The following is a 24,400-nucleotide window of genomic DNA, read 5'->3' on the forward strand; positions in this document are numbered from 1 at the left end:
CGCGTCAGCTGCGGCGCTTCAATTCGTCGCCGGTCAGCGTCACCACGTGGAGCAGGTTGGTCGCGCCAGGCGTGCCGAAGGGGACACCGGCCAGCGTGATCAGGCGCGATCCCGCCGTGCCGAAGCCGTGGCGCAGCGCCATGCGCTTGCCCTTGGCGATCATCTCCTCGAAGCTGCCGATGTCGCGGGTGCGCACGGCATGCGCGCCCCACAGCAGGCCCACCTTGCGCGCGGTGCGCTCGGAGGGGGTGAGCACCAGCATCGGCACGCCCGGCCGTTCACGCGCCACGCGCCGCGCGGTCGAGCCCGAGCCCGTGAACACGATGATGCCCGAGATCGGCAGCGTCTTGGCGATCGAGGCGCAGGCTTCGGCCAGCGCGTCCGACGTCGTGGGATCGGGCTGCGTTTCGATGAAGTGGACGCGCGCGGCATAGCCCGGATCGGCTTCGACCTGCGCGGCGATGCGGTCCATGATCGTCACCGCCTCTTCGGGCCAGGCACCGGCGGCGGTTTCGGCCGAAAGCATGACCGCGTCGGCCCCGTCGTAGACCGCGTTGGCCACGTCGGACACTTCGGCGCGGGTCGGCGTCGGCGCCTCGATCATCGATTCGAGCATCTGCGTCGCCACGACCACCGGCTTGCCCTGGCGGCGTGCGGTTTCGACGATGCGCTTCTGCAGCGGCGGCACTTCTTCGGGGTTCAGCTCGACGCCCAGGTCCCCGCGGGCCACCATGATGCCGTCGGCCAGTTCGACGATCTCGTCCAGCCGGGTGATCGCGGCGGGCTTCTCGATCTTGGCCATCAGCGAACCGTAGCCGCCCATCAGGCGGCGCGCCTCGGCCACGTCCTCGGGCCGCTGCACGAACGACAGCGCGATCCAGTCGGCGCCGTGCTCCACCGCGAAGGCGAGGTCGCGGCGGTCCTTTTCGGTGAGCGCCGGCACCGGCACGACCGCATCGGGCACGTTCACGCCCTTGCGGTTGGAGATGACGCCGCCGACTTCGGCGCTGCACAGGATTTCGTTGTCGTCGGCGCGGATCACCCGCAGGCGCAGCTTGCCGTCGTCGATCAGCAGGCGCTGGCCCTTCTGCAGGATGCCGAACAGTTCGGGGTGCGGCAGGCAGACGCGGGTTTCATCACCCGGCTCGGGATTGCGGTCGAGCGTGAAGTGGCCCGAATGGCGGATCACCGCGCGGTCGTTCTTGAACGTGCCGACGCGCAGCTTCGGCCCCTGCAGGTCGCACAGGATGGTGATCGGCCGCGCGACCTTCTCCTCCAGCGCGCGGATCGACGCGATCGTTTCGGCGTGGGTCGCATGATCGCCGTGGCTCATGTTCACGCGGAAGGCATCGACGCCGGCGCGGTAGAGCTTCTCGAGCATGTCGGGCGCGCGGCTGGCGGGACCGACGGTGGCGAGGATCTTGACCTTGCGCTGGCGCAGGTCCTTTCCGGCCCTGGCGCTCTGGGAGGTGCGTGCGGGGGTTGCCGGCTGTGCCACGGGAATTCCTTGCCTTGGTTGCAGGCCGCCTATGGCCCAAACCCCCTTAAAACCCAAGTCGCGATGGTTTAAGGACCTTTTGCATGGATACGAATGCGTCTTACGACCTCGACACCCTGCCCGATGCCGTAGCGGCCAAGGCCTTCCGCAGGCTGGTGCGCCACCTGCAGTTGCGCCACGATGCGCAGAACATAGACCTGATGGGCCTTGCCGGTTTCTGCCGCAATTGCCTGGCCGACTGGATCATCGAAGCCGGTGCCCCGCTTGGCGTGACGCTGGACAAGGCCGCTGCGCGCGAACTGATCCACGGCATGCCGGCGGGCGAATGGAAGGCGACGCGCCAGAGCGAGGCCACCCCCGAGCAGATCGCGCGGATGGAGGAAAGCCTGAAGAAGAACTCGGCTTGACGAAGGTTGCGGAAGCCGCCCCGCACGCCGGGGCGGGCTTTCATTACAGGCCGGAGATCGATGGGCTACGCGCAATTGCGGTCCTGCCGGTGCTGCTGTTCCATGCCGGCAGCACCGTCTTCAGGGGCGGCTTCGTCGGGGTCGACGTTTTCTTCGCGATCAGCGGCTACCTGATCGCGGGGCTTCTGCTGGCAGAACTTGAACGCGGTACCTTTTCCATTGCCACATTCTACGAGCGGCGCGCCCGGCGGATACTGCCTGCGCTGTTCGTGGTCATGGCAGCGTGCATACCGTTCGCGTGGGCATGGCTGTGGCCGACGCAGCTCGACGAATTCGGCAAGAGCCTGGTCACGGTTGCGGCATTCGTGTCGAACGTCGAATTCTATCGCGAAGGAGGCTATTTCGCCAACGACGTGGCGCTCAAGCCGCTGCTTCACACGTGGAGCCTGGCGGTCGAGGAACAGTTCTACATCGTCTTTCCTGTTGTGCTTTGGGCGCTGTGGAGCTGGGACAGGCACCGGGGTTCGGATCGCAGATGGATGCTGCTGGCCCTGTCCGCGCTGGCGCTGGCCAGCCTTGGCCTGGCGCAGTGGTATGTCGTCCATGCACCCAACGCCGGGTTCTACCTTGCGCCGGGCCGCGCCTGGGAATTGCTAGCGGGGGCAATTGCAGCCCTGATGCCCGCGCCGACCCGGACGAGCCGATCGCGGTGGCGGCACCTGCCAGGCCTCGCGGGGCTCAGCCTGATCGGTGCATCGGCAATCGCGTTCAGCGACGAGAGCCCCTTTCCCGGCCTGATGGCACTGGTCCCGGTCGGTGGAGCCTTGCTCGTGCTGCGCGGCGGTACAGCGGACACACTTGGCGGACAGCTGCTTTCTCTCCGGTGGGTGCGCGGGATCGGCCTCATCAGCTACAGCGTCTATCTCTGGCACCAGCCACTGTTCGCGCTCGCCCGCGCCCAGTCCTCGGCGCCGCCCGGTGCCGCCGAAATGCTGGCGCTCTGTGTGCTGGCCGTGGTGGCGGGCGCCCTTTCATGGCGCTTTGTCGAACGGCCATTCCGCATGGCCGGGCAGCCGCTGCTGCGCCGCCGCCGTTCGGTGTTCCTGGCGGCGATGGCCGGGATGACGCTGCTCGGCGGTACCGGGATGGCACTGCACATCGCGCAAGGGTTTCCGCAGCGCGCTACCCCCGGCGGCACGATGGGCAGCATCGAGGACCGGCTGGCGCTCAACTTTGGCCTGGACGCGTCCTGTGACACGCCCTTCACGTTGTCGCCATTGTGCGCGACCGCTCGCCGGCCCGACACGCTGCTGTGGGGCGACAGCTTTGCCATGCACATTGCGGTAAGCCTGCGTGCCGGCCCGCACCCGCTCGCGTTGCGCCAGCATACCCTTTCAGACTGCGCCCCCTTGCAGGACATTGCCCTCACGGGCCGGGGGCGCGACTACGATCCGGCCGATGCTGCGCAGTGCATCGCCTTCAACCGGCACGTTCTCGCATGGCTGCGATCCCACCAGGACGTCCGGACCGTCGTGCTTGCCTCGCCTTTTTCGATGTATCGCGACATCGCATTGGGTCCGGACGGCAGCACGCAAGCAACCACGCCCGAAGCGGTTGCCCGGGCGCTCCTTCGCCTTGTAGCCGCGATCCGCGCGACGGGCGCGCATGTCGTGGTGATCGCACCGCCACCGAACAACGGGACGAACATCGGCCAATGCCTGGCTGCGACACTGCGCGATGGCATTGCTGGCAGCCCGTGCGATTTCCCCCGGTCGAGCGCACGACGGTATCCCGAAACGCTGCTGCGACTGCTGAACGGGCAGGTTCCGGTGATCCGGCTAGACAATATGCTCTGCCCCGGCGGCATCTGCCGCACGCGGGTGGGAGACACCATCGTCTATCGAGACGACCGGCACATCTCGATCGAAGGATCGCGCTGGCTCGGGCACCGGTTCGATCTCGCCGATCGTGTCCGCGCCGCGGCACGTTGAGAAGCCCTCACTGCCCGCCCGCCTTCCATCGCGCCAGCACGCGCTGTTCGACTTCGCGGAACAGCGCGTCGAGATCTTCGCGATCGACATCGAGCACTTCGTCCCAGCTTTCGAGCACGGCGTCGAGGTCCGCCGGTTCGTAGGTGCCCGCCCAGGTTCCGGGCGGCAGGGCGGGCGCGGGGTGCGGGCGGTGGGGCCAGGGATGGCCGGTCAGCGTGTTCCAGGCCCAGCCGGCAAGGATCAGCAGCAAGACGTTGGGCAGGAACGGCACCAGCAGCACGCCGAACGTCCAGCCGCTGGTCTTTGCGCCCAGCGCGCAGAGCAGCGCGCAGGCGCCGCCCGGCGGATGCAGGCAGCGCGCCAGCGTCATCACCGCGATGGCGAGGCCCACGGCGAGGCTCGCCGCCAGCCACGGCGCGCCGATGGCATGGCCCAGCGCAAGGCCGATCGCGGCGGAAATCATGTTGCCACCCAGCACCGACCAGGGCTGCGCCAGCGGGCTTGCCGGAACCGCGAAGACCAGCACCGCCGATGCGCCGATCGGCGCCACCAGCCACGGCGCGCTGCCTTCGGCGAGAAGTTTCGTCACCACCCCGGCCAGCGCGATCCCGATCAGCGCGCCCAGCGCGCCGCGCAGCCAGCCGAGCCGGCCGATGGGCCGTCCTTGCGCCGCAGCGGTGCCCTTGCGAAATATCGTCGGCAATCGGCCCTCCCCGGCCAGACCTTCCCGCGCCCCATGCGATTGATCGGGCGCAATACATCGCTCGCGCGTTGCTGCGACAAAGAAAACGATCTGGCCCAGCAAGATGGATGATTTGTCATGCCCGCAATCGCGACCCTGACGCTCAACCCGACGATCGACGTCGCCTACCAAGTCGACCGGATCGTGCCGACGCACAAGATCCGCACCACGCACGAATACTACAACCCCGGCGGCGGGGGCATCAACGTGGCGCGGGTGTTCGTGCGGCTGGGCGGCAATGCGCGGGTGATCTACATGTCGGGCGGGGCGACCGGGGCCGCGCTCGACGGGCTGATCGATCTGCACCAACTGGTCCGCACCCGCGTGCCGATCGCCGGGCCGACGCGCATCGCGCTCGATGCACTGGAACACGAAAGCGGCAAGGAATACCGCTTCACGCCCGCCGGCCCCACGGTGAGCGAGGCCGAATGGACCGCCTGCCTCGACGTGATCGACCGGACCCCGTGCGACTGGCTGGTGGCGAGCGGTTCGCTGCCGCCGGGCATGCCGGCGGACTTTTACGCAATGCTTGCCCGTCGCCTTGCCGCGCGCAGCATTCCGCTGGTGCTAGACACCTCGGGCGAGGCGCTGCGGGCCGGCCTTGCCGGGGGCCGCATCGCGCTCGCCAAGCCGAGCCGGGGCGAGCTGGAGGCGCTGGTCGGCCACAAGCTGGACAGCGTGGGCGCGGTGGCCGGGGCGGCGATGGGCATCGTGCAGGCCGGGCAGGCGCGTATCGTGGCGACGACGCTCGGCCACGAAGGCGCGGTGCTCAGCCACGAAGGCGGCAGCGTCTATGCACAGGCCCTGCCGATCGAGGCGCAGAGCGCGGTGGGCGCGGGCGACAGCTTCGTCGCCGGGATGGTCTATGCCTTGGCGACAGGCATGGCCGTCGAAGAAGCGTTCCGCCATGGCGTGGCCGCGGGCAGCGCCGCGGTGCTGCGCGCGGGCACCGACCTTGCCCGCCCGGCTGACATCGCGCGCCTGCTCGATCAGGTAAGGATCACCCGCCTGTAGCGCCCAAAAAAGAAAACGCCCGGCGTTGCGGCCGGGCGTTTCTTGTTCTGTCCGGTACTGGCGCCCAGTGAAGCGCCAGCCGAAACGCGATCAGCGCTTCGAGAACTGGAAGCTGCGGCGAGCCTTGGCGCGGCCGTACTTCTTGCGTTCGACGACGCGCGGGTCGCGGGTCAGGAAGCCGGCGGCCTTGACCGCGCTGCGCAGAGCAGGCTCGAACTTGGTCAGCGCCTGGGCGATGCCGTGCTTGACCGCGCCGGCCTGGCCCGAAAGACCGCCGCCCTTGACGGTGCAGACGATGTCGTACTGGCCTTCGCGACCGGCAACCTGGAACGGCTGGTTGATCACCAGACGCAGGGTCGGACGGGCGAAGTAGACTTCCTGGTCGCGGCCGTTGACGGTGACCTTGCCCGAGCCGGGCTTCAGCCACACGCGGGCGACGGCGTCCTTGCGGCGGCCGGTGGCGTACGAACGGCCCTGGGCGTCGACTTCACGATCGCGCAGCGGCGCGGTGGGCGCAGCCGGAACGACCGGAGCATCGACGTCGGCAGCAGCAGCGGCCGGAGCGGGAGCATTGGCGGTGAGGTTCTTCAGATCCGCCAGGCTCGAAACGGTATCGGTGTCGGACATGGCTTACGCACCCACCTTGTTCTTGCGGTTCAACGAAGCGACGTCGAACGCTTCGGGCTGGGTACCGGCATGCGGGTGTTCCGCGCCGGCATAGAGATGCAGCGCACGCATCTGCGCACGGCCGAGGGGGCCACGCGGGATCATGCGTTCCACGGCCTTTTCAAGCACGCGCTCGGGGAAGCGGCCTTCCAGCACCTTGGCTGCGGTCACTTCCTTGATGCCGCCGGCATAACCGGTGTGCTTGTAGTAGATCTTGTCCTTGAGCTTGTTGCCCGTGAACTTCACCTTGTCGGCGTTGATCACGACGACGTGATCGCCGCAATCGACGTGCGGGGTGAAGCTCGGCTTGTGCTTGCCGCGCAAAAGGTTGGCGACGATGACGGCCAGACGGCCGACCACCAGGCCTTCGGCATCGATCAGATGCCACTTCTTTTCCACCTCGGCCGGCTTGATCGACCGGGTGACCTTGCTGAGAGCCTTCATGGCTGGGTCCTTAAGATTCTGGTACGCCGCTTGGGGCAAGCTGCCCGGTGCGACGAGGAAGCGCGCCTTTGTTGCAAAGCGCGCCAGGAGTCAAGCTTGCGGGCCGGTTTCCGCAGAGGTAAAATGATACCGTCAGGCTTTTCGCGCCGCCTGCCGGCCCAGCGCGTGGGCGCCCCAGGTGGTGGCGACGAGCAGCAGCGCGCCGGTCAGCTGGTGCAGGACGGCGAGCGGAATGGCGACGGCACTCCACACCGTGGCGATGCCGAGCAGGACTTGCGTGCCGAAGGTCGAATGGATAGCGATCGAGGCGGCGCGGTCGGTCTTGCGCACCCGCCGGGCCAGCACGACCAGCACGGCGACCACCGCCCAGGCCCACCAGCGATGGATGAACGGCACCAGGAAGGGATCGGACAGCATGGCGTGGAGCGCGCCCTTCGCCCAGTCGATCCCGGCGGGCACGAACGATCCCTGCATCAGCGGCCAGGCGTCCCAGTTGAACCAGCCGGCGCCTGCCGTCACACCCGCGCGCAGGCCCGCCGTGAGCGCGCCCCACAGCAGCTGCAGCCCCAGCATGGCGAGCGCGAGCGCGGCAAAGCCCGTCAGGCGCGCGCGCGGCTCGCCCCGGCTGAGCGCCCGCAGGTCGAGCGCGGTCCAGACGAGGCCCGCAAGCGTGGTCAGCGCGACCAGCAGGTGGGTGGCGAGGCGAAAGTGGCTGACCTTCACGTCGTGGACGATGCCCGACTTGACCATCCACCAGCCGACCGCGCCCTGCAGCGCGCCCAGCGCCAGCAGCGCGAGCAGGCGCGGCTTGTATCCTTCAGGGATGCGGCCCTTCGCCCAGAACCACGCCAGCGGCAGCGCGAAGACCATGCCGATCGTGCGGGCGAGCAGGCGGTGGACCCATTCCCAGAAGAAGATGAACTTGTAGGTGGCGAGCGTCATTCCCGCCGGGCCGTTGACCAGGATGTACTGCGGCGTCTGGCGGTACTTGTCGAATTCGGCAGCCCACGCCGCCTCGGTCAGCGGCGGCAGCGTGCCCGACACGACATTCCATTCGGTGATCGAAACGCCCGATTCGGTCAGCCGGGTGATCCCGCCGACCACGACGATGGCCACGACCATCGCGGCGACGACGAAGAGCCAGCGGGAAAGCGAAAGCGGTGCGGATCGGTGGGCGCTGTCCATGGCGCCGCGCTCTGCGACTGCCTGCCGCGAATCGCAAGCGGTATCGGGGGGCAATGCATCGGACGGCGATGGCCCGCGAAGATCATTGCCCATGAAGACCCCGCCCACGAAGACCATTGCCCACGAAGACCATTGCGTGATGATACATTGTTACATATATCGGTCGGTGCAATGACCCAAGCCCTCCTCGCCCTGCGTGCCCGACTCGACCGGTTCGGCGTCGTCCTTTCGGGGCTGTGCCTGATCCACTGCCTGGCCGGGTTGTTCCTGGTCGGCGTGCTGGGCCTTGGCGGCGGGGTGCTGCTCGATCCTTCGATCCACCGCATCGGCCTGATCCTGGCGCTGGTCGTCGGGGCGAGCACGATCGGCCTTGGCGCGCTGCGTCACGGGCACCTGCTGCCGCTGGCGGTCGGCGGCACCGGTCTTGCGCTGATGCTGGGCGCGGTGCTGGTCGGCCATGGCAGCGCCGAAGCCGTGCTGACGATCATGGGCGTGCTGATGGTGGCAAGCGCCCACGTGATCAACATGCGGCGCGGGTGCTGAGCCGGGTTGCCGGGCGGCTGATCCTTTAGCGCACTTGCACGCGGGGCTTGCGACGCTACATCGGCGCGCATGGCCAGCTCTCCCTCCCCCGCCGCCCTGCTCTCGCTCACCGTCAACGGCGAACCGCGCCGCGCCGCGCCCGGATCGGTCGCAGACCTCGTCCGCAGCCTCGAGCTGGAGCCGACCAAGGTGGCGGTCGAGCGCAATGGCGAGATCGTGCCGCGATCGACGCTGGCCGATGTGGCGATCGCCGAGGGCGACGTGCTGGAGATCGTCCACTTCGTCGGCGGCGGGCAGGATGACGATACCTGGAGCGTCGCCGGGCGCACGTTCCGTTCGCGCCTGATCGTCGGCACCGGCAAGTACAAGGACTTCGCCCAGAACGCCGCCGCGGTCGAAGCCTCGGGCGCCGAGATCGTCACGGTAGCGGTGCGCCGCGTCAACGTCAGCGATCCCAAGGCGCCGATGCTGACCGACTACATCGACCCGAAGAAGATCACCTACCTGCCCAACACTGCCGGCTGCTTCACCGCCGAGGACGCCATCCGCACGCTGCGCCTGGCGCGCGAGGCGGGCGGCTGGGACCTGGTCAAGCTGGAAGTGCTGGGCGAGGCAAAGACGCTCTACCCCAACATGGTCGAAACCATCCGCGCCACCGAAGTGCTGGCGAAGGAAGGCTTCCTGCCGATGGTCTACTGCACCGACGATCCGATCGCGGCGAAGCAGCTTGAGGACGCGGGCGCCGTGGCGGTGATGCCGCTGGGCGCGCCGATCGGGTCGGGCCTGGGCATCCAGAACCGCGTGACCATCCGCCTGATCGTGGAAGGCGCCAAGGTGCCCGTGCTGGTCGATGCCGGCGTCGGCACGGCAAGCGATGCGGCGGTGGCGATGGAACTGGGCTGCGACGGCGTGCTGATGAACACCGCCATCGCCGAGGCGAAGGACCCGCTGTTGATGGCCCGCGCGATGAAGCTGTCGGTCGAAGCCGGCCGCGCCGCGTACCTCGCCGGGCGCATGGGCACGCGCAAGTACGCCGATCCCTCCAGCCCGCTTGCCGGACTGATCTGACACGCCGCCTTATCCGGAGGCGAGCCCGGACGATAACGCCGTTGGGAAGCGGTACGGACCTGCGCGACCGGCGCGGGCGCCATGCGTGGCGCTGCGCGTGGAGGGCAAGAGGAACGCTGTGGCGAGTGGCCGGCGGGGCGTTGGCTATCCCGGATCGGCTCAGCCTGAATTCGGACGGGGGCTCGAAACCCGGGCGGCGGCTCGCAAGGCGGCCCGGTCCGTAGCGATAAGTCCCTGAAGGATCAGCCCGGACGGCTTCGATCGGCGTGGAAGCGGATCTTCGGCAGGTCATGGGGCACTGTGACTTCAGGGAGGCGCATGCACGCGGTTGAACCACCGCACCACATCCGCCCGTCCGTTGCAGTGGCTTGGGTGTGCCCGGGACTGGGGCTTAACGCCCTCGCTGACCGCTTCCGAGGAAGCGGCCTCCCGCAGCGCCGACCCGCGCCGGTCGCGTCGGGCCTTTCCCTGCGTGGAGATTGGCCCGAAGGAGCGAAGAGCAAGCCGGCCATGCCGCTCCCGGTCCGTGGGCGGGCGTATAACCTATATGGTACGTTTTGTCAAGGTTGGGTTAGAGACTCCAAAGAACAGGACAGATGCGAGGGGGTCACCCCCTCGCGCTCCCGGGACGTCTTCCGGCGCTGGCCAAGCGCTGTGGGGTGGGGTTACGCCCTCTCTCGGTGTTGCGCTTGGGAGAACAAGGGCGGCCCTTCGACAGGCTCAGGGCAGGCGGTGTGGGGGTGTGGGGGTGTGGGGTGTTCGTTCCTCAAACGTCATGCCAGCGTAGGCTGGCATCGCTCTCCGTTTGCGAAACGGTTGGGAAGCGCTTGGCAGGGAGCGATCCCAGCCTTCGCTGGGATGACGTTAGGTGCGGGGACAGCCGCTGCACCTAGCCCCGCCCATCCTGAGCTTGTCGAAGGATCGTTCTTTCTTTTGCACGCGCGGTCGGCCGATTGACGGGCCGGCAGCCCGATTTAGGGTGGGGCCATGCAAGTCAGACGTTCGTCCTCCATCGCCGTTCTCGCCGCCACCGCCTTTGTGATGCCCGCGCGCGCGGCACCGCTGGTGCTTGCGCCGTCGAGCAAGTGGGACATGCATTATGCCGACGACAGCTGCCGGCTTGCGCGCGTTTATGGCGAGGGCAAGGACAAGGTCATCGTCTTCATGGACCGGTTCTCGCCTGCGGCCCGGGTCCACGTGACCATGATCGGAAAGCCGCTGTCCACAGGCTTCGATGTGCGGACGCCGGCCACCTTCTCGTTCGGACCGGGCCTTCCCGAAGGAAAGCGCAAGGACGCGCTGAAGGGATCTACCGGCGAAGACAAGCTCCCCACGCTGTTCATCGGGCCCAGCGATCTGTTGAACCGCGAGGGCGAAGACCTTTCCCCCCAGACCCCGGACGACGAAGCAAAGATCACGCAGTTCGCCCTGACGATCCGTCCGCGGCAGATCGTGTTCCAGTCGGGTTCGCTCAAGGCGCCGATGGCGGCCCTGCGGGCGTGCACCGACAGCCTGGTCAAGGAATGGGGACTCGATCCCGCCGTACAGGCCCGGCTTTCGCGGCCGGCGACGCCGCAGAGCAATCCAGGCAAGTGGCTGGTTTCGAGCGATTACCCGCGCGGGCCGCTGATGATGGGCGCAAGCGCCATCGTCTACTTCCGCCTGATGGTCGGCCCGGATGGCAATCCGACCGGTTGCCACATCCAGCAAGCGACCAACTCGCCCGAATTCACCGACTTCACCTGCAAGCTGCTGATGAAGCGCGCCCGCTTCGCGCCTGCGCTGGACGCCGTGGGCAACCCGACGGCCAGCTATTACACCAACTCGGTGCGCTGGCTGGCGAGCGCCCTCTGATCGAACGGACGACCGCGCGGATCAGCCCTGCAGCGCCAACGTCAGGCACTGGCTGAAATCGTCCACCACATAGTCGGCAAAGGCATCGCAGTTGGCAAAGCCGTGCTTGCGATAGAGGCCGAGCGCGGGTTCGAACGCCGGGCCGCGACCGGTTTCGAGGCTGACGCGGGCGTAGCCGCGCCCGCGCGCGACCGCGAGGAGGTGGCGCAGCATCGCTTCGCCCACGCCCTTGCCCAGCCATTCGGGGGCGACGCGCATCGACTTCAGTTCGCCGTGAGCGGGATCGAGCTGCTTGATCGCGCCCATCCCGGCCAGCGCATCGCCCACCCACGCCGAATAGAACGTGACGCCGGGCGCGCGCAGGCTGGCGATGGGCAGGGCGTGGACCTTGCAGGCGGGCGAATTGGCATGCATTCCCGAAAGATGGAAGGCGACGAGGGCCTGGATATCCTCGCCCGACAGGTCATCATCGACAATTCGCACATCGACCACGCAGTGTTCTCCTGACCGAACAGGTTTCATCTGCTATCGCCCCGACCATGACCGAGACAAGTCAAACAACCGCCAGGGATGAAGCCCGCTGGTCCATCGCCATTCACGGCGGGGCCGGATCGATGACGCCCGAAACCATGGACGCAAGCGCCGTCGCGCTGCACGAGGCGGCATTGTCCGCCGCGCTGGCGGCCGGAGAAGCCGTGCTGGCCGCCGGTGGCAGCGCGATCGATGCAGTGACCGCCGCCGTCGTCGCGCTGGAGGACGATCCGCTGTTCAACGCCGGACGCGGCGCGGTGTTCACCTATCACGGGACCAACGAGCTTGATGCCGCGGTGATGGACGGCGCGAGCCGCGGCGCGGGCGCGGTGGCGGGGGTGACCCACACGAAGAACCCGGTGAAGCTGGCGCGCAAGGTGATGGAAGCGGGCCCGCACGTGTTCCTTTCGGGCGCGGGGGCCGAGGAATTCGCCCGCGAACAGGGCGTGGAGCAGTGCGACGAGGACTGGTTCGCCACCGAGGAACGCTGGCGCCAGCTGCAGGAGCTGAAGGCAAGGAAGCTCGGCTGGTTTGACGATGGGCTGAAGTACGGCACCGTGGGCGCGGTGGCGCGCGATGCGGCGGGCCACGTGGCGGCGGCAACCTCCACCGGCGGCCTGACTGGCAAGCGCTGGAACCGCATCGGCGATTCGCCGGTGATCGGCGCGGGCACCTACGCCGACGACCGGGCGGGCGCGGTTTCGTGCACGGGCTCTGGCGAACAGTTCATCCGCGCCGGCGTGGCGCACGAAATCTGCGCGCGCATCCGCATGGCGGGCGAAAGCGCCCAAGGCGCGGCCGAGGCGGTGCTGGCCGAAGTCGGCGCTATGGGGGGCGTTGGCGGCGTGATCGTGGCGACGCCTTCGGGCGATACGGCCATGGCCTTCACCACCCCCGGCATGTTCCGCGCCCGCAGCGACAGCAGCGGCAAGCGTTCGGTGGGGATCTTCCGGCAGGATTGACGCCAGCCGCGTAAAGGCGCAGCTTTCCGCTGCCGAGGGGCCGAGACAGAACGAGGGTCGACCGACACCGGAGCGTCAACGGGGGCGTGGGGACCGCCCCACATTCGGAGACGTGATACCCATGAAGATCGTTCGTTTCGCGGCCGCTGCCGCCGCGCTTTCGCTTGCCTTCGCAATGCCTGCCCTTGCCCAGGAACTGCCGGTCAAGGCGGGCGAGCTGGTGGAAGTAGGCATGATCAAGGTAGATGACGGCCATTTCGCCGATTACGCCATGTTCCTGGGGGACCAGTGGCGCAAGGACCAGGACTATTCGGTCAAGCAGGGCTGGATTTCCAGCTACGAGATCCTGACCAACGAATTCCCGCGTGCGGGCGAACCCGACTTCTACCTGATCACGCGGTACCCTTCGATCCCGGACGCCGCCGAGCAGAAGAAGCGGCAGGACGCCTATCTCGCCTACATGCAGAGCACGATGCAGAAGATGGAGGCGGGTTCGGCCGACCGGGCGAAGTACCGCAAGGTGCTGGGCTCGATGCTGCTGCGCAAGTGGGTCTGGACCAAGTGACCTGACCGGGTGCCACGAAAAGGGCGCGGGGTGGACTGTGCCATCCCGCGCCCCGTTCAGCGCCAGAATTCAGCCTTAAGGCCGTTTAGTCGCGCTTGTCGGTCGATGCCGCACTGGTGGTGCTGGCGCCGGACCCGGTGGTCGTGCCGGTGCGGGCGGTCGCGGCAGTGTCGCGATCGCTGCCGAAGCCGAAGGCGCCACCCTGCGTACCGGTGCTGCTGCCGCTGCCGGTGCCTTCGACGCGCAGGTTGTTCTGCACGTGGCGCACGCCCGAGACGCGTTCGACGCATTCTTCGGCGCGGTGCTTTTCCTGGCGGTTGCCGACGGTACCGGTAAGCGTCACTTCGCCCTTTTCGACCGCCACGCTGATGCGGCGGGCATCGACGCGCCAGTCTTCGGTCAGGCGATCGTTGGCATCTTCGCGGATGCGTTCGTCCGAGCGGGTGTAGTCGGCAGGACCGCGCCCGCGATGGTCCTCGCGCGCATCCTGTTCGCGGCGGCGTGCCGCATCTTCATCGCCCCACCACGACATGACCTCGTCGGCGGCGCGATCGAGGAAGCCGCGATGCTGGTTTTCGCGTGCATAGCCTTCGCCCGGTTCATAGCCGCTGCCGCCCATCTGGCCGATGCGCCCCTGGCGCTGCGTGGCCTGGCCCGCGCCATAGCCGCCGCCTGCGCCACCACCATAGCCCGCCGGCCAGCGTTCGCCCGCATAGGTGTTGCGCGAGGCGCCGTAGCCGCGGTCCCAGTTGGAGGCATAGGCATGGCTGCCCGAACCGAAATCGCCGGGGCCGAAATAGTCGCCGGTCTGCGTCATCGGGCCATAGCCGCCGCCATAGCCACCGGCGAAGCCGCCGCTCTGGCGGGTGCGGCTGTCATCGCCCAGATCGTAATCGCCGTCGGCGCTGCGCCAGCCCTGGCCGGCGGCGCGACGGGAATCGCCGCGCGCGCGGTTGCGAAAGTCCTCGCCACGATAGTCGTCGCGATTGTCGTAGCCGTGGCCGTAGCGGTTGCCGGTGCCATAGCGATCGTCATCGCGGCTTTCATTGCCCCATTGCTGGCGCGAACCGCCGGACTGTTCGCCCGAATAGTCGTTGCTGCGGGTGCTGCGCGGATCGCGGTCGTGCTTGAGCGCGCGATCGCGCTCCCAATCGTAGCGGTCGTTCATGGCCAATCTCTCCTCAAGGGGTTGGACAGGCGCCGACGGACGGTCGCGCCCGTCGGATTCTGTTGTTGTCACAACGGTTTGCCAGCACGCCGGTGCCTTGCTCCGGTCGCAGGCGGACGGCGCTTCGTCGTGCCCCATGGCCATGGGTGCGGATCGGCGCGGCGTGCGTTAGGGTGACGACGATGAGCGAGGCGATGGACACGACGCGGCTGCCGCAGGTGATCGAGGACTGGTTCGCCGGCCGCGGCTGGCGCGTGCGGCGGCACCAGCGCGACATGCTGGCGGCAAGCCGCGCCGGGCTCCATGCGCTGCTGGTGGCCGATACCGGTGCGGGCAAGACGCTGGCCGGATTCCTGCCGACGCTGGCCGACTTCGCCGGGGATGCGCCCCCCGAGGACGGGCTGCACACGCTTTACGTCTCGCCGCTGAAGGCGCTGGCGCACGACGTGCAGCGCAACCTGCTCACGCCCGTCGAGGACATGGGCCTGCCGATCCGGGTGGAGACGCGCAGCGGCGATACGCCATCGGACCGCAAGGCGCGCCAGCGGGCCAAGCCGCCGCACGTGCTGCTGACCACGCCCGAATCGCTGTCTCTGCTGCTGAGCTATCCCGAGGCGGCGACCATGTTCGCCGGGTTGAAGCGGGTGGTGATCGACGAGGTCCATGCCTTCGCCACGGGCAAGCGGGGCGACCTGCTCGCGCTGTCGCTCGCCCGGTTGCAGGCGCTGGCGCCCGCGATGCGGCGCGTGGCGCTTTCGGCGACGGTGGCGGACCCGGAAGCGTTTCGCGCGTGGCTGGCGCCGTGGGGTGACATCGACAGCGTGGCGCTGGTGGAAGGCGAGGCGGGCGCGCCGGCCGAAGTGGAAATCCTGGTCCCCGAGGGCGAGCGCGTGCCGTGGGGCGGGCATGCCGCCGCCTGGGCAGTGCCGCAGCTGTATCAGGCGATCAAGGCGAACCGCACCACATTGATCTTCACCAACACGCGGTTCCTGGCCGAATATATCTTCCAGCTGCTGTGGGACGTGAACGAGGACAAGCTGCCGATCGGCATCCACCACGGATCGCTGTCCAAGGAAGCGCGGCGCAAGGTGGAAGGCGCGATGGCGCGGGGCGAGCTGCGCGCGCTGGTGGCCACGGCGAGCCTCGACCTCGGCGTGGACTGGGGCGATATCGACATGGTGGTGCAGATGGGCGCGCCCAAGGGATCATCGCGCCTGCTGCAGCGGATCGGGCGGGCCAACCACCGGCTTGACGCGCCGAGCCGCGCGCTGCTGGTGCCCGGCAACCGCTTCGAATTCCTGGAGGCGCTGGCGGCCAAGGATGCGGTCGACGAAGGACGGCGCGATGGCGAGGACTTCCGGCCCGGCGCGCTCGACGTGCTGGCGCAGCACGTGATGGGCTGCGCCTGTGCCGGGCCGTTCGAGGAAGCGGCCCTGCTGGCCGAAGTGCGATCGAGCCATGCCTATGCCTGGGTGGACGAGGCGGCGTGGGCCCGCGTGCTCGAATTCGTGGCAACGGGGGGCTATGCCCTGCGCGCCTATGACCGGTTCAAGCGCATCGTGCGCGGGCGCGACGGGATATGGCGGCTGACCCATCCCGAACACGCCGCGCGGCACCGGCTGAACGCAGGGATCATCGTCGATTCCGAAATGCTCGAGGTGCGCTTCCGCAACGGGCGCGCGCTGGGCAAGGTGGAGGAGAACTTCGGCGCGTCGCTGCGGCCGGGGGATACCTTCCGCTTTGCCGGGATGGATCTGGAAGTCGAATCCCTGCGCGATCTGGAGATCGTGGTGCGCGCGGCCAAGTCGGCCGGGCAGATTCCGAGCTACATGGGCGCGCGCCTGCCGCTGACCACGCATCTTGCCGACCGCGTGCAGGCGCTGCTCGCCGACCGGACGGGCTGGGCGCGGCTGCCCGACGACGTGCGCGAATGGCTGGAAGTGCAGGACTGGCGCAGCCGCCTGCCCGCGCCGGGCGAGCTGCTGGTCGAAAGCTTCCCCCACGGCGGTCGTGCCTACACCGTGTACTACACGTTCGAGGGGTGGAACGCGAACCAGTCGCTCGGCATGCTGATCACGCGGCGGATGGAGGATGCGGGGCTGGGGCCACTCGGCTTCGTCGCCAACGACTATGCGCTTGCGGTGTGGGGACTGAAGCCGGTCGAGGACCCGGCCGCGATGCTGAGCCCGGCGATCCTGACCCACGAATTCGTCGAATGGGTGCAGAATTCCTACCTGCTGCGCCGCGCCTTTCGCGAAGTGGCGGTGATCGGCGGGCTGGTCGAACGCCAGCATCCGGGCAAGCGCAAGTCCGGACGTCAGGTGACCTTTTCGACCGACCTGATCTACGACGTGCTGCGCAAGTACGAGCCCGACCACGTGCTGATCGAGGCCGCCTGGGCCGACGCGCGCACGCGGATGACCGATGTGGGGCGGCTCGCCGACCTGCTCGACCGGGCGGCGGGGCAGTTGGTGCATGTCGAGCTGGACCGGGTGACGCCGCTCGCCGTGCCGGTGCTGGTGATGATCGGGCGCGAGACGCTGCCGGCGGGGGCTGCCGACGACGAGTTGCTGGTAGAGGCCGAGAGCCTGGCGGCGGCTGCGATGCGCCCGACGCGGGGGTGAGGCGGCTTTCGCGTGCGTGGACTTTGCCGTGTGGGCCGATTGCGAAGAACAGGACGGTGCTTCGACAGGCTCAGCACGGGCGGGGTTAGGGTGAGGTAGATAGTGCGCGCGCAAAGGACGCAGCGTCCGCTCCCGTTTGCCCTCAGCTTGTCGAAGGGCTGCCCTTCCCTTCGACGCGGATGGCCAGATGCGCACCGCGCGCACGAAAAAGGGGGCGGATTGCTCCGCCCCCTCTTGGTGTTCGTGACCTCGTGGGGTCAGCCCGTCACTTCGAGAACGTTGCGAAGTTCTCGTTTCCGACGAAGCCGAACTTGCTCACCTTCGAATCGGTGATGATCTTCAGCACGTAGTTCGCCATCTCGTAGTTGGCGAAGGCATCGGGCTGGAACTGCAGTTCCGGCTCGGGCTTCATCGCCTTGGTCGCCTGGAGCAGCGACACCAGGTTGCTGCTCGTGATCGGCGAACCGTTCCACAGGATCTGGTTGGCCTGGGTGAGGATCAGCTTGTTCTTCACCGGGTCGACCTTAACGGGATTCTTCGGCGGCGTTGACTGCGGAAGATTCACGTTAACCGAGTGGGTGGCCACGGGGATGGTGATGATGAACATGATGAGGAGAACGAGCATGACGTCGATCAACGGCGTCGTGTTCATTTCCATCATCGGCGAGCCATCGTCCTTGCCGCCGCTCATTGCCATGGTGTGTACTCCTGTTCGCTCTCGGCTGACGGGAAGCCTTGCGGCCTCCGCGCCAGTTCAGCAGTCAGCTTAGCCGTTCGGATCGACCGGGGTCGAGATGAAGCCGACCTTCGGATAACCCGCGATCTGCACGTTGTAGATCGCACCGGCGACGCACTTCCAGGGGACGTGAACGTCACCACGGATGTGGACTTCGGGGATCTTGTCCGGGTCCATGTTGGCCGCGCCGCCTTCACGCTTCACGATCGCATCGAGACGATCGAAAGCCTGCTTGGCGAGTTCGGTGCTGTCCACCGGAGTCGTGTTGTTGATATAGACACGGCATTCGCCGACCGGCGAGGAGCCCGAGTAGCCGGGCTGCCCCGGAGCGCGACCCGCTTCGTCGGTCGAAACCACCGCGAGCAGCAGGTTCTCGACCTTGTCCTGAGTCTCTTCAGAGGCGAGGACGGGAACCTTCAGCTTCTCGATGGTCTGGATCGCGACCGGGACCGCGATGAGGAAGATGATCAGCAGCACGAGCATCACGTCCACGAGCGGCGTGGTATTGATGTCCGACATCGGGCGTTCTTCGCCGCCGCCGCCTACAGACATTGCCATTGGTTACATCCTATCCGTTCTGAGCCGCGGTTCTGCCGGGAGCCGGGGAAGCCCGAGCTCCCGGTGAAGATCCGCGTTTCCGGAAACCAGGCGCGACGGGGGAGTCCGCCGCACCAGGGACTACTGCTTACTTCTTGACCGGAGCGGCCGGAGCGGCCGGCTTGGCGGCAGCAACCGTGACGGCCGGCTTCACAACGCCCTTCGAGGCGATGTTGGCGAGGACGTCGGTGCTGAAGCCGGTCAGCATTTCGGCAATGCGCTTGTTGCGGCTCTGCAGATAGTTGTAGGCGAGCACCGCGGGAACCGCGACGAGCAGACCGAGCGCGGTCATGATCAGAGCTTCACCGACCGGACCCGCGACCTTGTCGATCGAGGCCGAACCGGCGAGACCGATCGCGATCAGCGCGCGGTAGATGCCGACCACGGTACCGAACAGACCGATGAACGGCGCGGTCGCACCGACGGTGGCGAGGAAGGGAAGGCCGCCAGCGAGCTTGGCGTTGATGGTGGCTTCCGAGCGGGCGAGCGAGCCGTGCAGCCAGTCGTGCGCTTCGGTGGCGTCCATCTTGGTCACCTGGTCTTCGGCGGCGATGCCGTCGTCGACGATCTGGCGCCAGGCCGAGTTCTTCTCGAGCTTGGCAGCGCCTTCCTTGATGGTGCCGGCGCGCCAGAAGTTGCCGACGTTGTTCTTGTACTGGTTCATGATCTTCGACTGTTCAAAGAACTTGGTGAACAGGATGAAGAACGAACCGAACGACATGATGCCGAGGATCACGACGGTGGCGTACGAGATGAAACCGCCGGCCTGGAGGGCTTCGACGAAGCCGAACTTGTTCTGCGGCGCAGCATTGGTCGCGGCCGCGGCGAGCGTCTGGATAAGCATTCGGATCTTCCTCTCAAGAATTCAAAGCTGCCCGAAGGCGATCAATGGGGGAATGGCCGGGGCCGGAGAGAAGGCCCCCGCCCAAATCGTCAGTCCTTCGGGATGACCCAGCGGACAGAGCTGCTGTACGATGCACCGACCGGCTGACCGTTCTGCGTGCCAGGCTTGAAGCGCGCGCGGCTCATCAGCTTGGAACACGTCGCCTCGTCGAGATCGGGGCTCCCGCTCGAACGGACGATAGTGCAATTGGTCGGCTTGCCCGTGGCGTCGTAGTCGAGCTTGAACCCGGTCACGCCTTCGCGCTCCTCGCGCAGGGCGCGCGAAGGATAGTCGTTGGTCGTCACCCACTCGCCCGGACGGCCCTTGGGAGTCCCAGGGGTCGGCGGAGGAGGCGCCGGCGGCGGGGCAGCCGGCGGCGGAGGCAGCACCACGACCGGCGGGGCCGGCGGCGGCGGAGTTGCCACAGTCTCAACCTGGTTAACCACCGGCGTGTTGAAGCTGACCGGCGGCGGCGGCGCCACGATCGGCGGCGGCGGCGGCGCATCCTTCGGCGGCGGCGGCGGCGGCGGCGGCGGAGTCTTCTCCGGGTCGATCTTGACCGCCGTGGTCACCTCTTTGATCTTCTTGAAGGCCGAGTACGCGAGGCCAGTGACCAGCGCGTAGCCGACGACGACATGAAGAAGAGCAACGACGATGAGCGCGGTGATCTTGTTACCGCTCATCTGTTGGTCAGCGTATGCCATTCAGCTCCATAACTCCTGATCTTCCACCCCACCCCAGATCCCTGGGTAACGGGACGGGGCAAAACGGAGCCGCGGGGGGAATCACCGTTCCCTCCGATCGGCCAATCCAGCGAAATCTATCCACCCTGCCGGCAAACCCGGTCATCCGGCATCGGGCGCAGGAGCCCGGCGACGGCATTTTCGGGCATTTATTATGTGTTGCCCGATTTCGGCGAGCTTTAACGCCGATGCAGGGGGTGCGCAAATGCTTTATCGGTTAAGACCTGATTCACGCTTGCCGGGCTTCGCTTCGGCACTTCCGCGCCGGGTTGGCACACGCGTCATCGGTGCCGCATTTCCATCGACAGGACACTTATGAACCGCCGCCTGCCCTTACCGATCGCCCTGCTCGCCGCCTTGGCGGCGCCATTGCCCGCATTGGCGCAGAACCTTGCGAATCCTTCGCAAACTGTCGCTTCGGCACCGGATGCGCTGCGCTATGCCGACCTTGTCGACCTCGTCCTGCCCGCCGATCTGGTCGCCCGGGCGCAAGTGCGCAAGGTGGCCAGGCTGAAGCCCGAACAGTCCCCTGGGCTCGCCGCCGGGAAAGTGCGTCTCTATATCGAGGCGCGTACGAGCGCGCTGCTCGCGGGGCCTGATCTTGGCGAATCGATCCGATTCCTGGCCGACGTTCCGCTCGATGCGCGGGGCCGCCCGCCCAAGCTGGCGAAGACCGACGTGCTGGTGATCGGGCACACCGTGGCCGGCCGCCCCGGCGAGCTGCTTCTGTCCGCGCCCGATGCGATGCTGGCCTGGTCGGCCACGCGCGAACAGGCGCTGCGCGCGATCCTGACCGAAAAGCTTTCCCCCGACGCGCCGCCCGCAGTGAAGGGCGTGCGCGAAGCGCTGCACGTTCCGGGCAACCTTGCCGGCGAGGGCGAGACGCAGGTGTTCCTGGCGACCGAGGGCGCGCGCCCGGCGGCGCTGTCGATCATCAGCCGTCCCGGCCAGCCGCGCACGTGGGGCGTGAGCTTCAGCGAGATCGTCGACCAGTCGGCCAAGCCGCCCGCCCCCGAAACGCTCGCCTGGTACCGGCTCGCCTGCTTCCTGCCGCAGACGCTGCCCGCGCGCGCCAACATTTCCGACGGCGACACCAGCCGGGCGGCCGCGGCGGACGACTATGCCTTCGCGCGGGCCGCGCTGGGCACGTGCGAGCGCGGCCGAACGCTGCAGCCATGACGGCCGCAAGCGGGGCGTTGCGGGGCCAGCGTGTGTCCCCTAAGGCGCGGGCTCGGGAATCCTAGCGCGCGGACGCGCCAGACGACGGGGTAACAATGAGCGAACCACTGCGCATCGCGCTTGCCGGCCTTGGCACCGTTGGCGGCGGGGTGATCCGGCTGATCGAGACCAATGCCGCGCTGATCGCGCGCCGCGCCGGCCGCCCGATCGCGATCACCGCGATCAGCGCCCGCAATCGCAGCAAGGATCGCGGCGTCGACCTGTCGCGCTATGCCTGGGAAGACGACATGGTCATCCTGGGCGAGCGCCCCGACGTGGACGTGGTGGTCGAACTGGTCGGCGGCGCCGACGGGCCGGCGCTGGCGCTGGCACGCACCACGTTCGAGGCGGGCAAGGCGCTGGTCACCGCCAACAAGGCGATGATCGCGCACCACGGGCTGGAGCTTGCGACGCGCGCCGAGGCCGCGAAAGTGGCGTTCAAGTTCGAGGCCGCCGTCGCAGGCGGCATCCCGGCGATCAAGGGCCTGCGCGAAGGGGCGGCCGCGAACCGTATCGAGCGAGTCTACGGCATTCTCAACGGCACCTGCAATTACATCCTCAGCACGATGGAGGACACCGGGCGCGACTTTGCCGACGTGCTGGCCGAAGCGCAGGCCAAGGGCTATGCCGAGGCCGACCCGACGTTCGACATCGACGGCATCGATGCCGCGCACAAGCTGTCGATCCTGTCGTCGATCGCATTCGGCACGGCGATCGACTTCCGCAACGTGACCGCCACCGGAATCCGCCGCGTGCTGGCCGCCGACATCGCGCAGGCCGATGCACTGGGCTATTACATCCGCCTGATCGGCATGGCCGAAACCGAGGTGGATGAAGCAGGCAACCGCCGGCTGTTCCAGCGCATCCATCCGCACCTGGTCCACCGCGACCACCCGCTGGCGCATGTCGACGGCGCGACCAACGCAGTGGTGGCCGAGGGCAACTTCGTCGGCCGGCTGCTGTTCCAGGGCGCGGGCGCGGGCGATGGGCCGACGGCCAGCGCGGTCGTCGCCGACCTGATCGACATCGCGCGCGGCGACGTGGGCGCGCCGTTCTCGATTCCGGTAAGCGAGCTCGACGCAGCGGCACCCGCCGACACCGGCCACCGGCGCGGCAAGGCATACCTGCGTTTCACCGTGGCGGACCGCCCCGGCGTGCTCGCCGAGATCACCGCAGCGATGCGCGATGCCGGCGTTTCGATCGAAAGCCTGATCCAGAAGGGCCGCGCGGGCGAGGACAGCGACCAGGTGCTGGTGGCGATGGTCACCCACGAAGGCCCCGAAAGCGCGATCGCCGAAGCAATGCGCCTGCTGGAAGGGTCGGCCAGCTTGTCGGCCCCGCCGCTGGTGATGCACATCCTGGAAGAATGAGGCGGCCTGCCGCACTCAGGGCGCCTTGATTTCCCCCTTGGCGATGCGGTCGGCGTCCGAACCGGCGGGCGGCGGGGGCAGCGCCTTGATATCGAAGAAATACATCGGCGTGGGCGCGCGGCCGAAGCCGATGCAGCCCTTGCTGCAATCGCGCAGGCCGCTGACGTTGGGCGCGCGGGGGGCGCCGTCGGCGGTCTTCCCGGCGCCCAGCGGGGCCACGCTGTCTAGCTTCTGCCGCGCGTTTTCGGGATTGTTGCCGCAGACCACGATCGCATCGCCGGCGCCCTTGTCGCAGCTTTCACGCCGCGTGGGCGTGAGCAACGATTGGGCTACGTCCGCGGGCGATCGCGATGCCTCGGGACTGTCACCATTGGCCGGTAGCTGCCACTTGCCCGCGTCCTGCGCCCGCGCCGGGCCGGCAAACACCGCCGCTACGGCAACAAGGAATGCCACAAGCCAGGGCCGCACCCTCGACAAACTGGGTGCGGTCAGTCTAGGGCACGCATACGTCTGCATACCCAAGTATGCACGTCGCCAGCCAACGGAGTCAACGTGACCGACACCACCACCAAGCCCGCCGCCTCGCAGGTCCTCGACCGTGTCCTCGTCCTCGAGATGGTCCGCGTGACCGAAGCGGCCGCGATCGGCGCATCGAAGCTGATCGGCCGTGGCGACGAGAAGGCGGCTGACGCTGCCGCCGTCGAAGCGATGCGCGCGGCGTTCAACGAACTGTGGATGGACGGCACCGTGGTGATCGGCGAGGGCGAGCGCGACGAAGCGCCGATGCTCTACATCGGCGAGAAGGTCGGCGCGGCACCGGGCACCGGGCCGAAGATCGACATCGCGCTCGATCCGCTGGAAGGCACCACCATCACCGCCAAGGCCGGCCCCAATGCGCTGGCCGTGCTGGCGGTGGCCGAAGAAGGCGGCCTGCTCAACGCGCCCGACGTCTACATGGACAAGCTGGCCGTCGGCCCGGGCTATCCCGACGGCATCATCAGCCTCGACAAGTCGCCAACCGAGAACGTCAAGGCCGTGGCCGCGGCCAAGGGCGTCGAACCGCACGAGATCATCGTCTGCGTGCTCGACCGTCCGCGCCATGCCGACCTGATCGCCGAGCTGCGCGGGATCGGCTGCGGCGTGGTGCTGATCGGCGACGGCGACGTGGCCGGCGTGATCGCGGTGACCAACGAGGAAACCACCATCGACCTGTACATGGGTTCGGGCGGCGCCCCCGAAGGCGTGCTGGCCGCGGCCGCGCTGCGCTGCGTGGGTGGGCAGTTCAACGGCCGCCTGCTGTTCCGCAACGACGACGAGCGCGCCCGCGCCGCCAAGTGGGGCATCACCGACCTCAACAAGATCTACACCCGCGACGAACTGGCCAAGGGCGACTGCATCTTTGCCGCCACCGGCGTGACCGACGGTTCGCTGCTGAAGGGCGTGAAGGTCCACAAGAACGGCGTGATGACCACCGAGAGCGTGGTGATGCGCGCCAGCTCGGGCACGGTGCGCTGGGTCAAGGGCGAACACCGCAAGCCGCGCTGATCTATCGCTTCGCTCTTGCCTCCCCTGCCCCGACAGGTAACCCTGT

Annotated in this window: 24 protein-coding genes; 12 read left to right on the forward strand and 12 right to left on the reverse strand. The window is 67.9% G+C overall.

Annotated features, from left to right (window positions below):
• Positions 1–4: 4 nt before the first annotated feature.
• Positions 5–1,498 carry a pyruvate kinase gene (gene pyk / locus AACH40_RS17125; RefSeq protein WP_422394865.1) on the reverse strand — a complete coding sequence of 498 codons (1,494 nt, stop codon included), beginning with the start codon at positions 1,496–1,498 and terminating at the stop codon, positions 5–7.
• A gap of 83 nt (positions 1,499–1,581) precedes the next feature.
• Here pyk and AACH40_RS17130 point away from each other — a divergent pair, with 83 nt between their 5' ends.
• Positions 1,582–1,905, forward strand: coding sequence for a DUF1244 domain-containing protein (locus AACH40_RS17130; RefSeq protein WP_169495243.1), 324 nt, complete (start codon positions 1,582–1,584; stop codon positions 1,903–1,905).
• Entirely contained in the window at positions 1,902–3,896 is a 1,995-nt protein-coding gene (locus tag AACH40_RS17135; protein WP_338643439.1) for an acyltransferase family protein, read from the forward strand. The genes AACH40_RS17130 and AACH40_RS17135 overlap by 4 nt, the downstream gene beginning before the upstream one ends.
• A 7-nt stretch (positions 3,897–3,903) precedes the next feature.
• On the opposite strand, the gene AACH40_RS17140 is transcribed toward AACH40_RS17135, so the two are convergent.
• Entirely contained in the window at positions 3,904–4,599 is a 696-nt protein-coding gene (locus AACH40_RS17140; RefSeq protein ID WP_338643440.1) for an HPP family protein, read from the reverse strand.
• Between the two features lie 117 nt (positions 4,600–4,716).
• Between AACH40_RS17140 and AACH40_RS17145 the strand changes: the two genes are divergently transcribed.
• Positions 4,717–5,652, forward strand: a complete 936-nt coding sequence (locus AACH40_RS17145; protein WP_338643441.1) for a 1-phosphofructokinase family hexose kinase — start codon at positions 4,717–4,719, stop codon at positions 5,650–5,652.
• Between the two features lie 90 nt (positions 5,653–5,742).
• Here AACH40_RS17145 and rpsI read toward each other — a convergent pair whose 3' ends face one another.
• The 3 genes from rpsI to AACH40_RS17160 form a co-directional block, all read right to left on the reverse strand.
• Positions 5,743–6,279 carry a 30S ribosomal protein S9 gene (rpsI, locus tag AACH40_RS17150; RefSeq protein ID WP_169495240.1) on the reverse strand — a complete coding sequence of 179 codons (537 nt, stop codon included), beginning with the start codon at positions 6,277–6,279 and terminating at the stop codon, positions 5,743–5,745.
• Positions 6,280–6,282: 3 nt separating this feature from the next.
• Entirely contained in the window at positions 6,283–6,762 is a 480-nt protein-coding gene (gene rplM, locus AACH40_RS17155) for a 50S ribosomal protein L13 (RefSeq protein ID WP_338643442.1), read from the reverse strand.
• A gap of 132 nt (positions 6,763–6,894) precedes the next feature.
• Positions 6,895–7,947 (reverse strand): COX15/CtaA family protein, encoded by a 1,053-nt coding sequence (locus AACH40_RS17160; protein ID WP_338643443.1) that lies wholly within the window; start codon positions 7,945–7,947, stop codon positions 6,895–6,897.
• 171 nt (positions 7,948–8,118) lie between these two features.
• On the opposite strand from AACH40_RS17160, the gene AACH40_RS17165 reads away from it, so the two are divergent.
• The 3 genes from AACH40_RS17165 (at position 8,119) to AACH40_RS17175 (ending at position 11,412) form a co-directional block, all read left to right on the forward strand.
• Complete coding sequence (locus AACH40_RS17165) at positions 8,119–8,490, forward strand: MerC domain-containing protein (protein ID WP_169495237.1); 372 nt, start codon at positions 8,119–8,121, stop codon at positions 8,488–8,490.
• A 69-nt stretch (positions 8,491–8,559) separates the two neighbouring features.
• On the forward strand, positions 8,560–9,558 hold the full coding sequence (gene thiS / locus AACH40_RS17170; RefSeq protein ID WP_169495236.1) for a sulfur carrier protein ThiS: 999 nt from the start codon (positions 8,560–8,562) through the stop codon (positions 9,556–9,558).
• Between the two features lie 987 nt (positions 9,559–10,545).
• Positions 10,546–11,412, forward strand: coding sequence for an energy transducer TonB (locus tag AACH40_RS17175; protein WP_338643445.1), 867 nt, complete (start codon positions 10,546–10,548; stop codon positions 11,410–11,412).
• A 21-nt stretch (positions 11,413–11,433) separates the two neighbouring features.
• Here AACH40_RS17175 and AACH40_RS17180 read toward each other — a convergent pair whose 3' ends face one another.
• A complete protein-coding gene (locus AACH40_RS17180) occupies positions 11,434–11,934 on the reverse strand; it encodes a GNAT family N-acetyltransferase (RefSeq protein WP_338643446.1) in 501 nt (166 codons plus the stop codon).
• 17 nt (positions 11,935–11,951) lie between these two features.
• Here AACH40_RS17180 and AACH40_RS17185 point away from each other — a divergent pair, with 17 nt between their 5' ends.
• The gene (locus tag AACH40_RS17185; protein WP_338643447.1) at positions 11,952–12,905 is read left to right on the forward strand and encodes an isoaspartyl peptidase/L-asparaginase; all 954 of its coding nucleotides are present in this window, start codon (positions 11,952–11,954) and stop codon (positions 12,903–12,905) included.
• Positions 12,906–13,026: 121 nt separating this feature from the next.
• Entirely contained in the window at positions 13,027–13,470 is a 444-nt protein-coding gene (locus AACH40_RS17190) for a hypothetical protein (RefSeq protein ID WP_169493971.1), read from the forward strand.
• An 85-nt stretch (positions 13,471–13,555) separates the two neighbouring features.
• Here AACH40_RS17190 and AACH40_RS17195 read toward each other — a convergent pair whose 3' ends face one another.
• A complete protein-coding gene (locus AACH40_RS17195) occupies positions 13,556–14,638 on the reverse strand; it encodes a BON domain-containing protein (protein ID WP_338643449.1) in 1,083 nt (360 codons plus the stop codon).
• Between the two features lie 182 nt (positions 14,639–14,820).
• Here AACH40_RS17195 and AACH40_RS17200 point away from each other — a divergent pair, with 182 nt between their 5' ends.
• Positions 14,821–17,262: a ligase-associated DNA damage response DEXH box helicase gene (locus AACH40_RS17200; protein ID WP_422394866.1), complete on the forward strand. Its 2,442-nt coding sequence runs from the start codon at positions 14,821–14,823 to the stop codon at positions 17,260–17,262.
• 265 nt (positions 17,263–17,527) lie between these two features.
• On the opposite strand, the gene AACH40_RS17205 is transcribed toward AACH40_RS17200, so the two are convergent.
• The 4 genes from AACH40_RS17205 to AACH40_RS17220 all read right to left on the reverse strand — a co-directional run bounded on the left by AACH40_RS17205 (position 17,528) and on the right by AACH40_RS17220 (position 20,182).
• On the reverse strand, positions 17,528–17,959 hold the full coding sequence (locus AACH40_RS17205; RefSeq protein ID WP_338643450.1) for a biopolymer transporter ExbD: 432 nt from the start codon (positions 17,957–17,959) through the stop codon (positions 17,528–17,530).
• A 69-nt stretch (positions 17,960–18,028) separates the two neighbouring features.
• On the reverse strand, positions 18,029–18,556 hold the full coding sequence (locus AACH40_RS17210) for an ExbD/TolR family protein (protein WP_206069591.1): 528 nt from the start codon (positions 18,554–18,556) through the stop codon (positions 18,029–18,031).
• Positions 18,557–18,683: 127 nt separating this feature from the next.
• Positions 18,684–19,439 carry a MotA/TolQ/ExbB proton channel family protein gene (locus AACH40_RS17215; protein WP_169493969.1) on the reverse strand — a complete coding sequence of 252 codons (756 nt, stop codon included), beginning with the start codon at positions 19,437–19,439 and terminating at the stop codon, positions 18,684–18,686.
• 89 nt (positions 19,440–19,528) lie between these two features.
• A complete protein-coding gene (locus AACH40_RS17220; RefSeq protein WP_169493968.1) occupies positions 19,529–20,182 on the reverse strand; it encodes an energy transducer TonB in 654 nt (217 codons plus the stop codon).
• Positions 20,183–20,536: 354 nt separating this feature from the next.
• Between AACH40_RS17220 and AACH40_RS17225 the strand changes: the two genes are divergently transcribed.
• Both AACH40_RS17225 and AACH40_RS17230 read left to right on the forward strand, forming a co-directional pair.
• Positions 20,537–21,400, forward strand: coding sequence for a hypothetical protein (locus AACH40_RS17225; RefSeq protein WP_338643452.1), 864 nt, complete (start codon positions 20,537–20,539; stop codon positions 21,398–21,400).
• A gap of 95 nt (positions 21,401–21,495) precedes the next feature.
• Entirely contained in the window at positions 21,496–22,809 is a 1,314-nt protein-coding gene (locus AACH40_RS17230; RefSeq protein ID WP_169493966.1) for a homoserine dehydrogenase, read from the forward strand.
• Positions 22,810–22,824: 15 nt separating this feature from the next.
• Here AACH40_RS17230 and AACH40_RS17235 read toward each other — a convergent pair whose 3' ends face one another.
• Positions 22,825–23,262 (reverse strand): hypothetical protein, encoded by a 438-nt coding sequence (locus tag AACH40_RS17235; RefSeq protein WP_169493965.1) that lies wholly within the window; start codon positions 23,260–23,262, stop codon positions 22,825–22,827.
• Positions 23,263–23,424: 162 nt separating this feature from the next.
• Between AACH40_RS17235 and glpX the strand changes: the two genes are divergently transcribed.
• On the forward strand, positions 23,425–24,354 hold the full coding sequence (gene glpX, locus AACH40_RS17240) for a class II fructose-bisphosphatase (RefSeq protein WP_240959805.1): 930 nt from the start codon (positions 23,425–23,427) through the stop codon (positions 24,352–24,354).
• Positions 24,355–24,400 lie beyond the last annotated feature (46 nt).

The sequence above is a fragment of the Novosphingobium olei genome (genome assembly GCF_037076535.1).
GTDB lineage: Bacteria > Pseudomonadota > Alphaproteobacteria > Sphingomonadales > Sphingomonadaceae > Novosphingobium > Novosphingobium olei.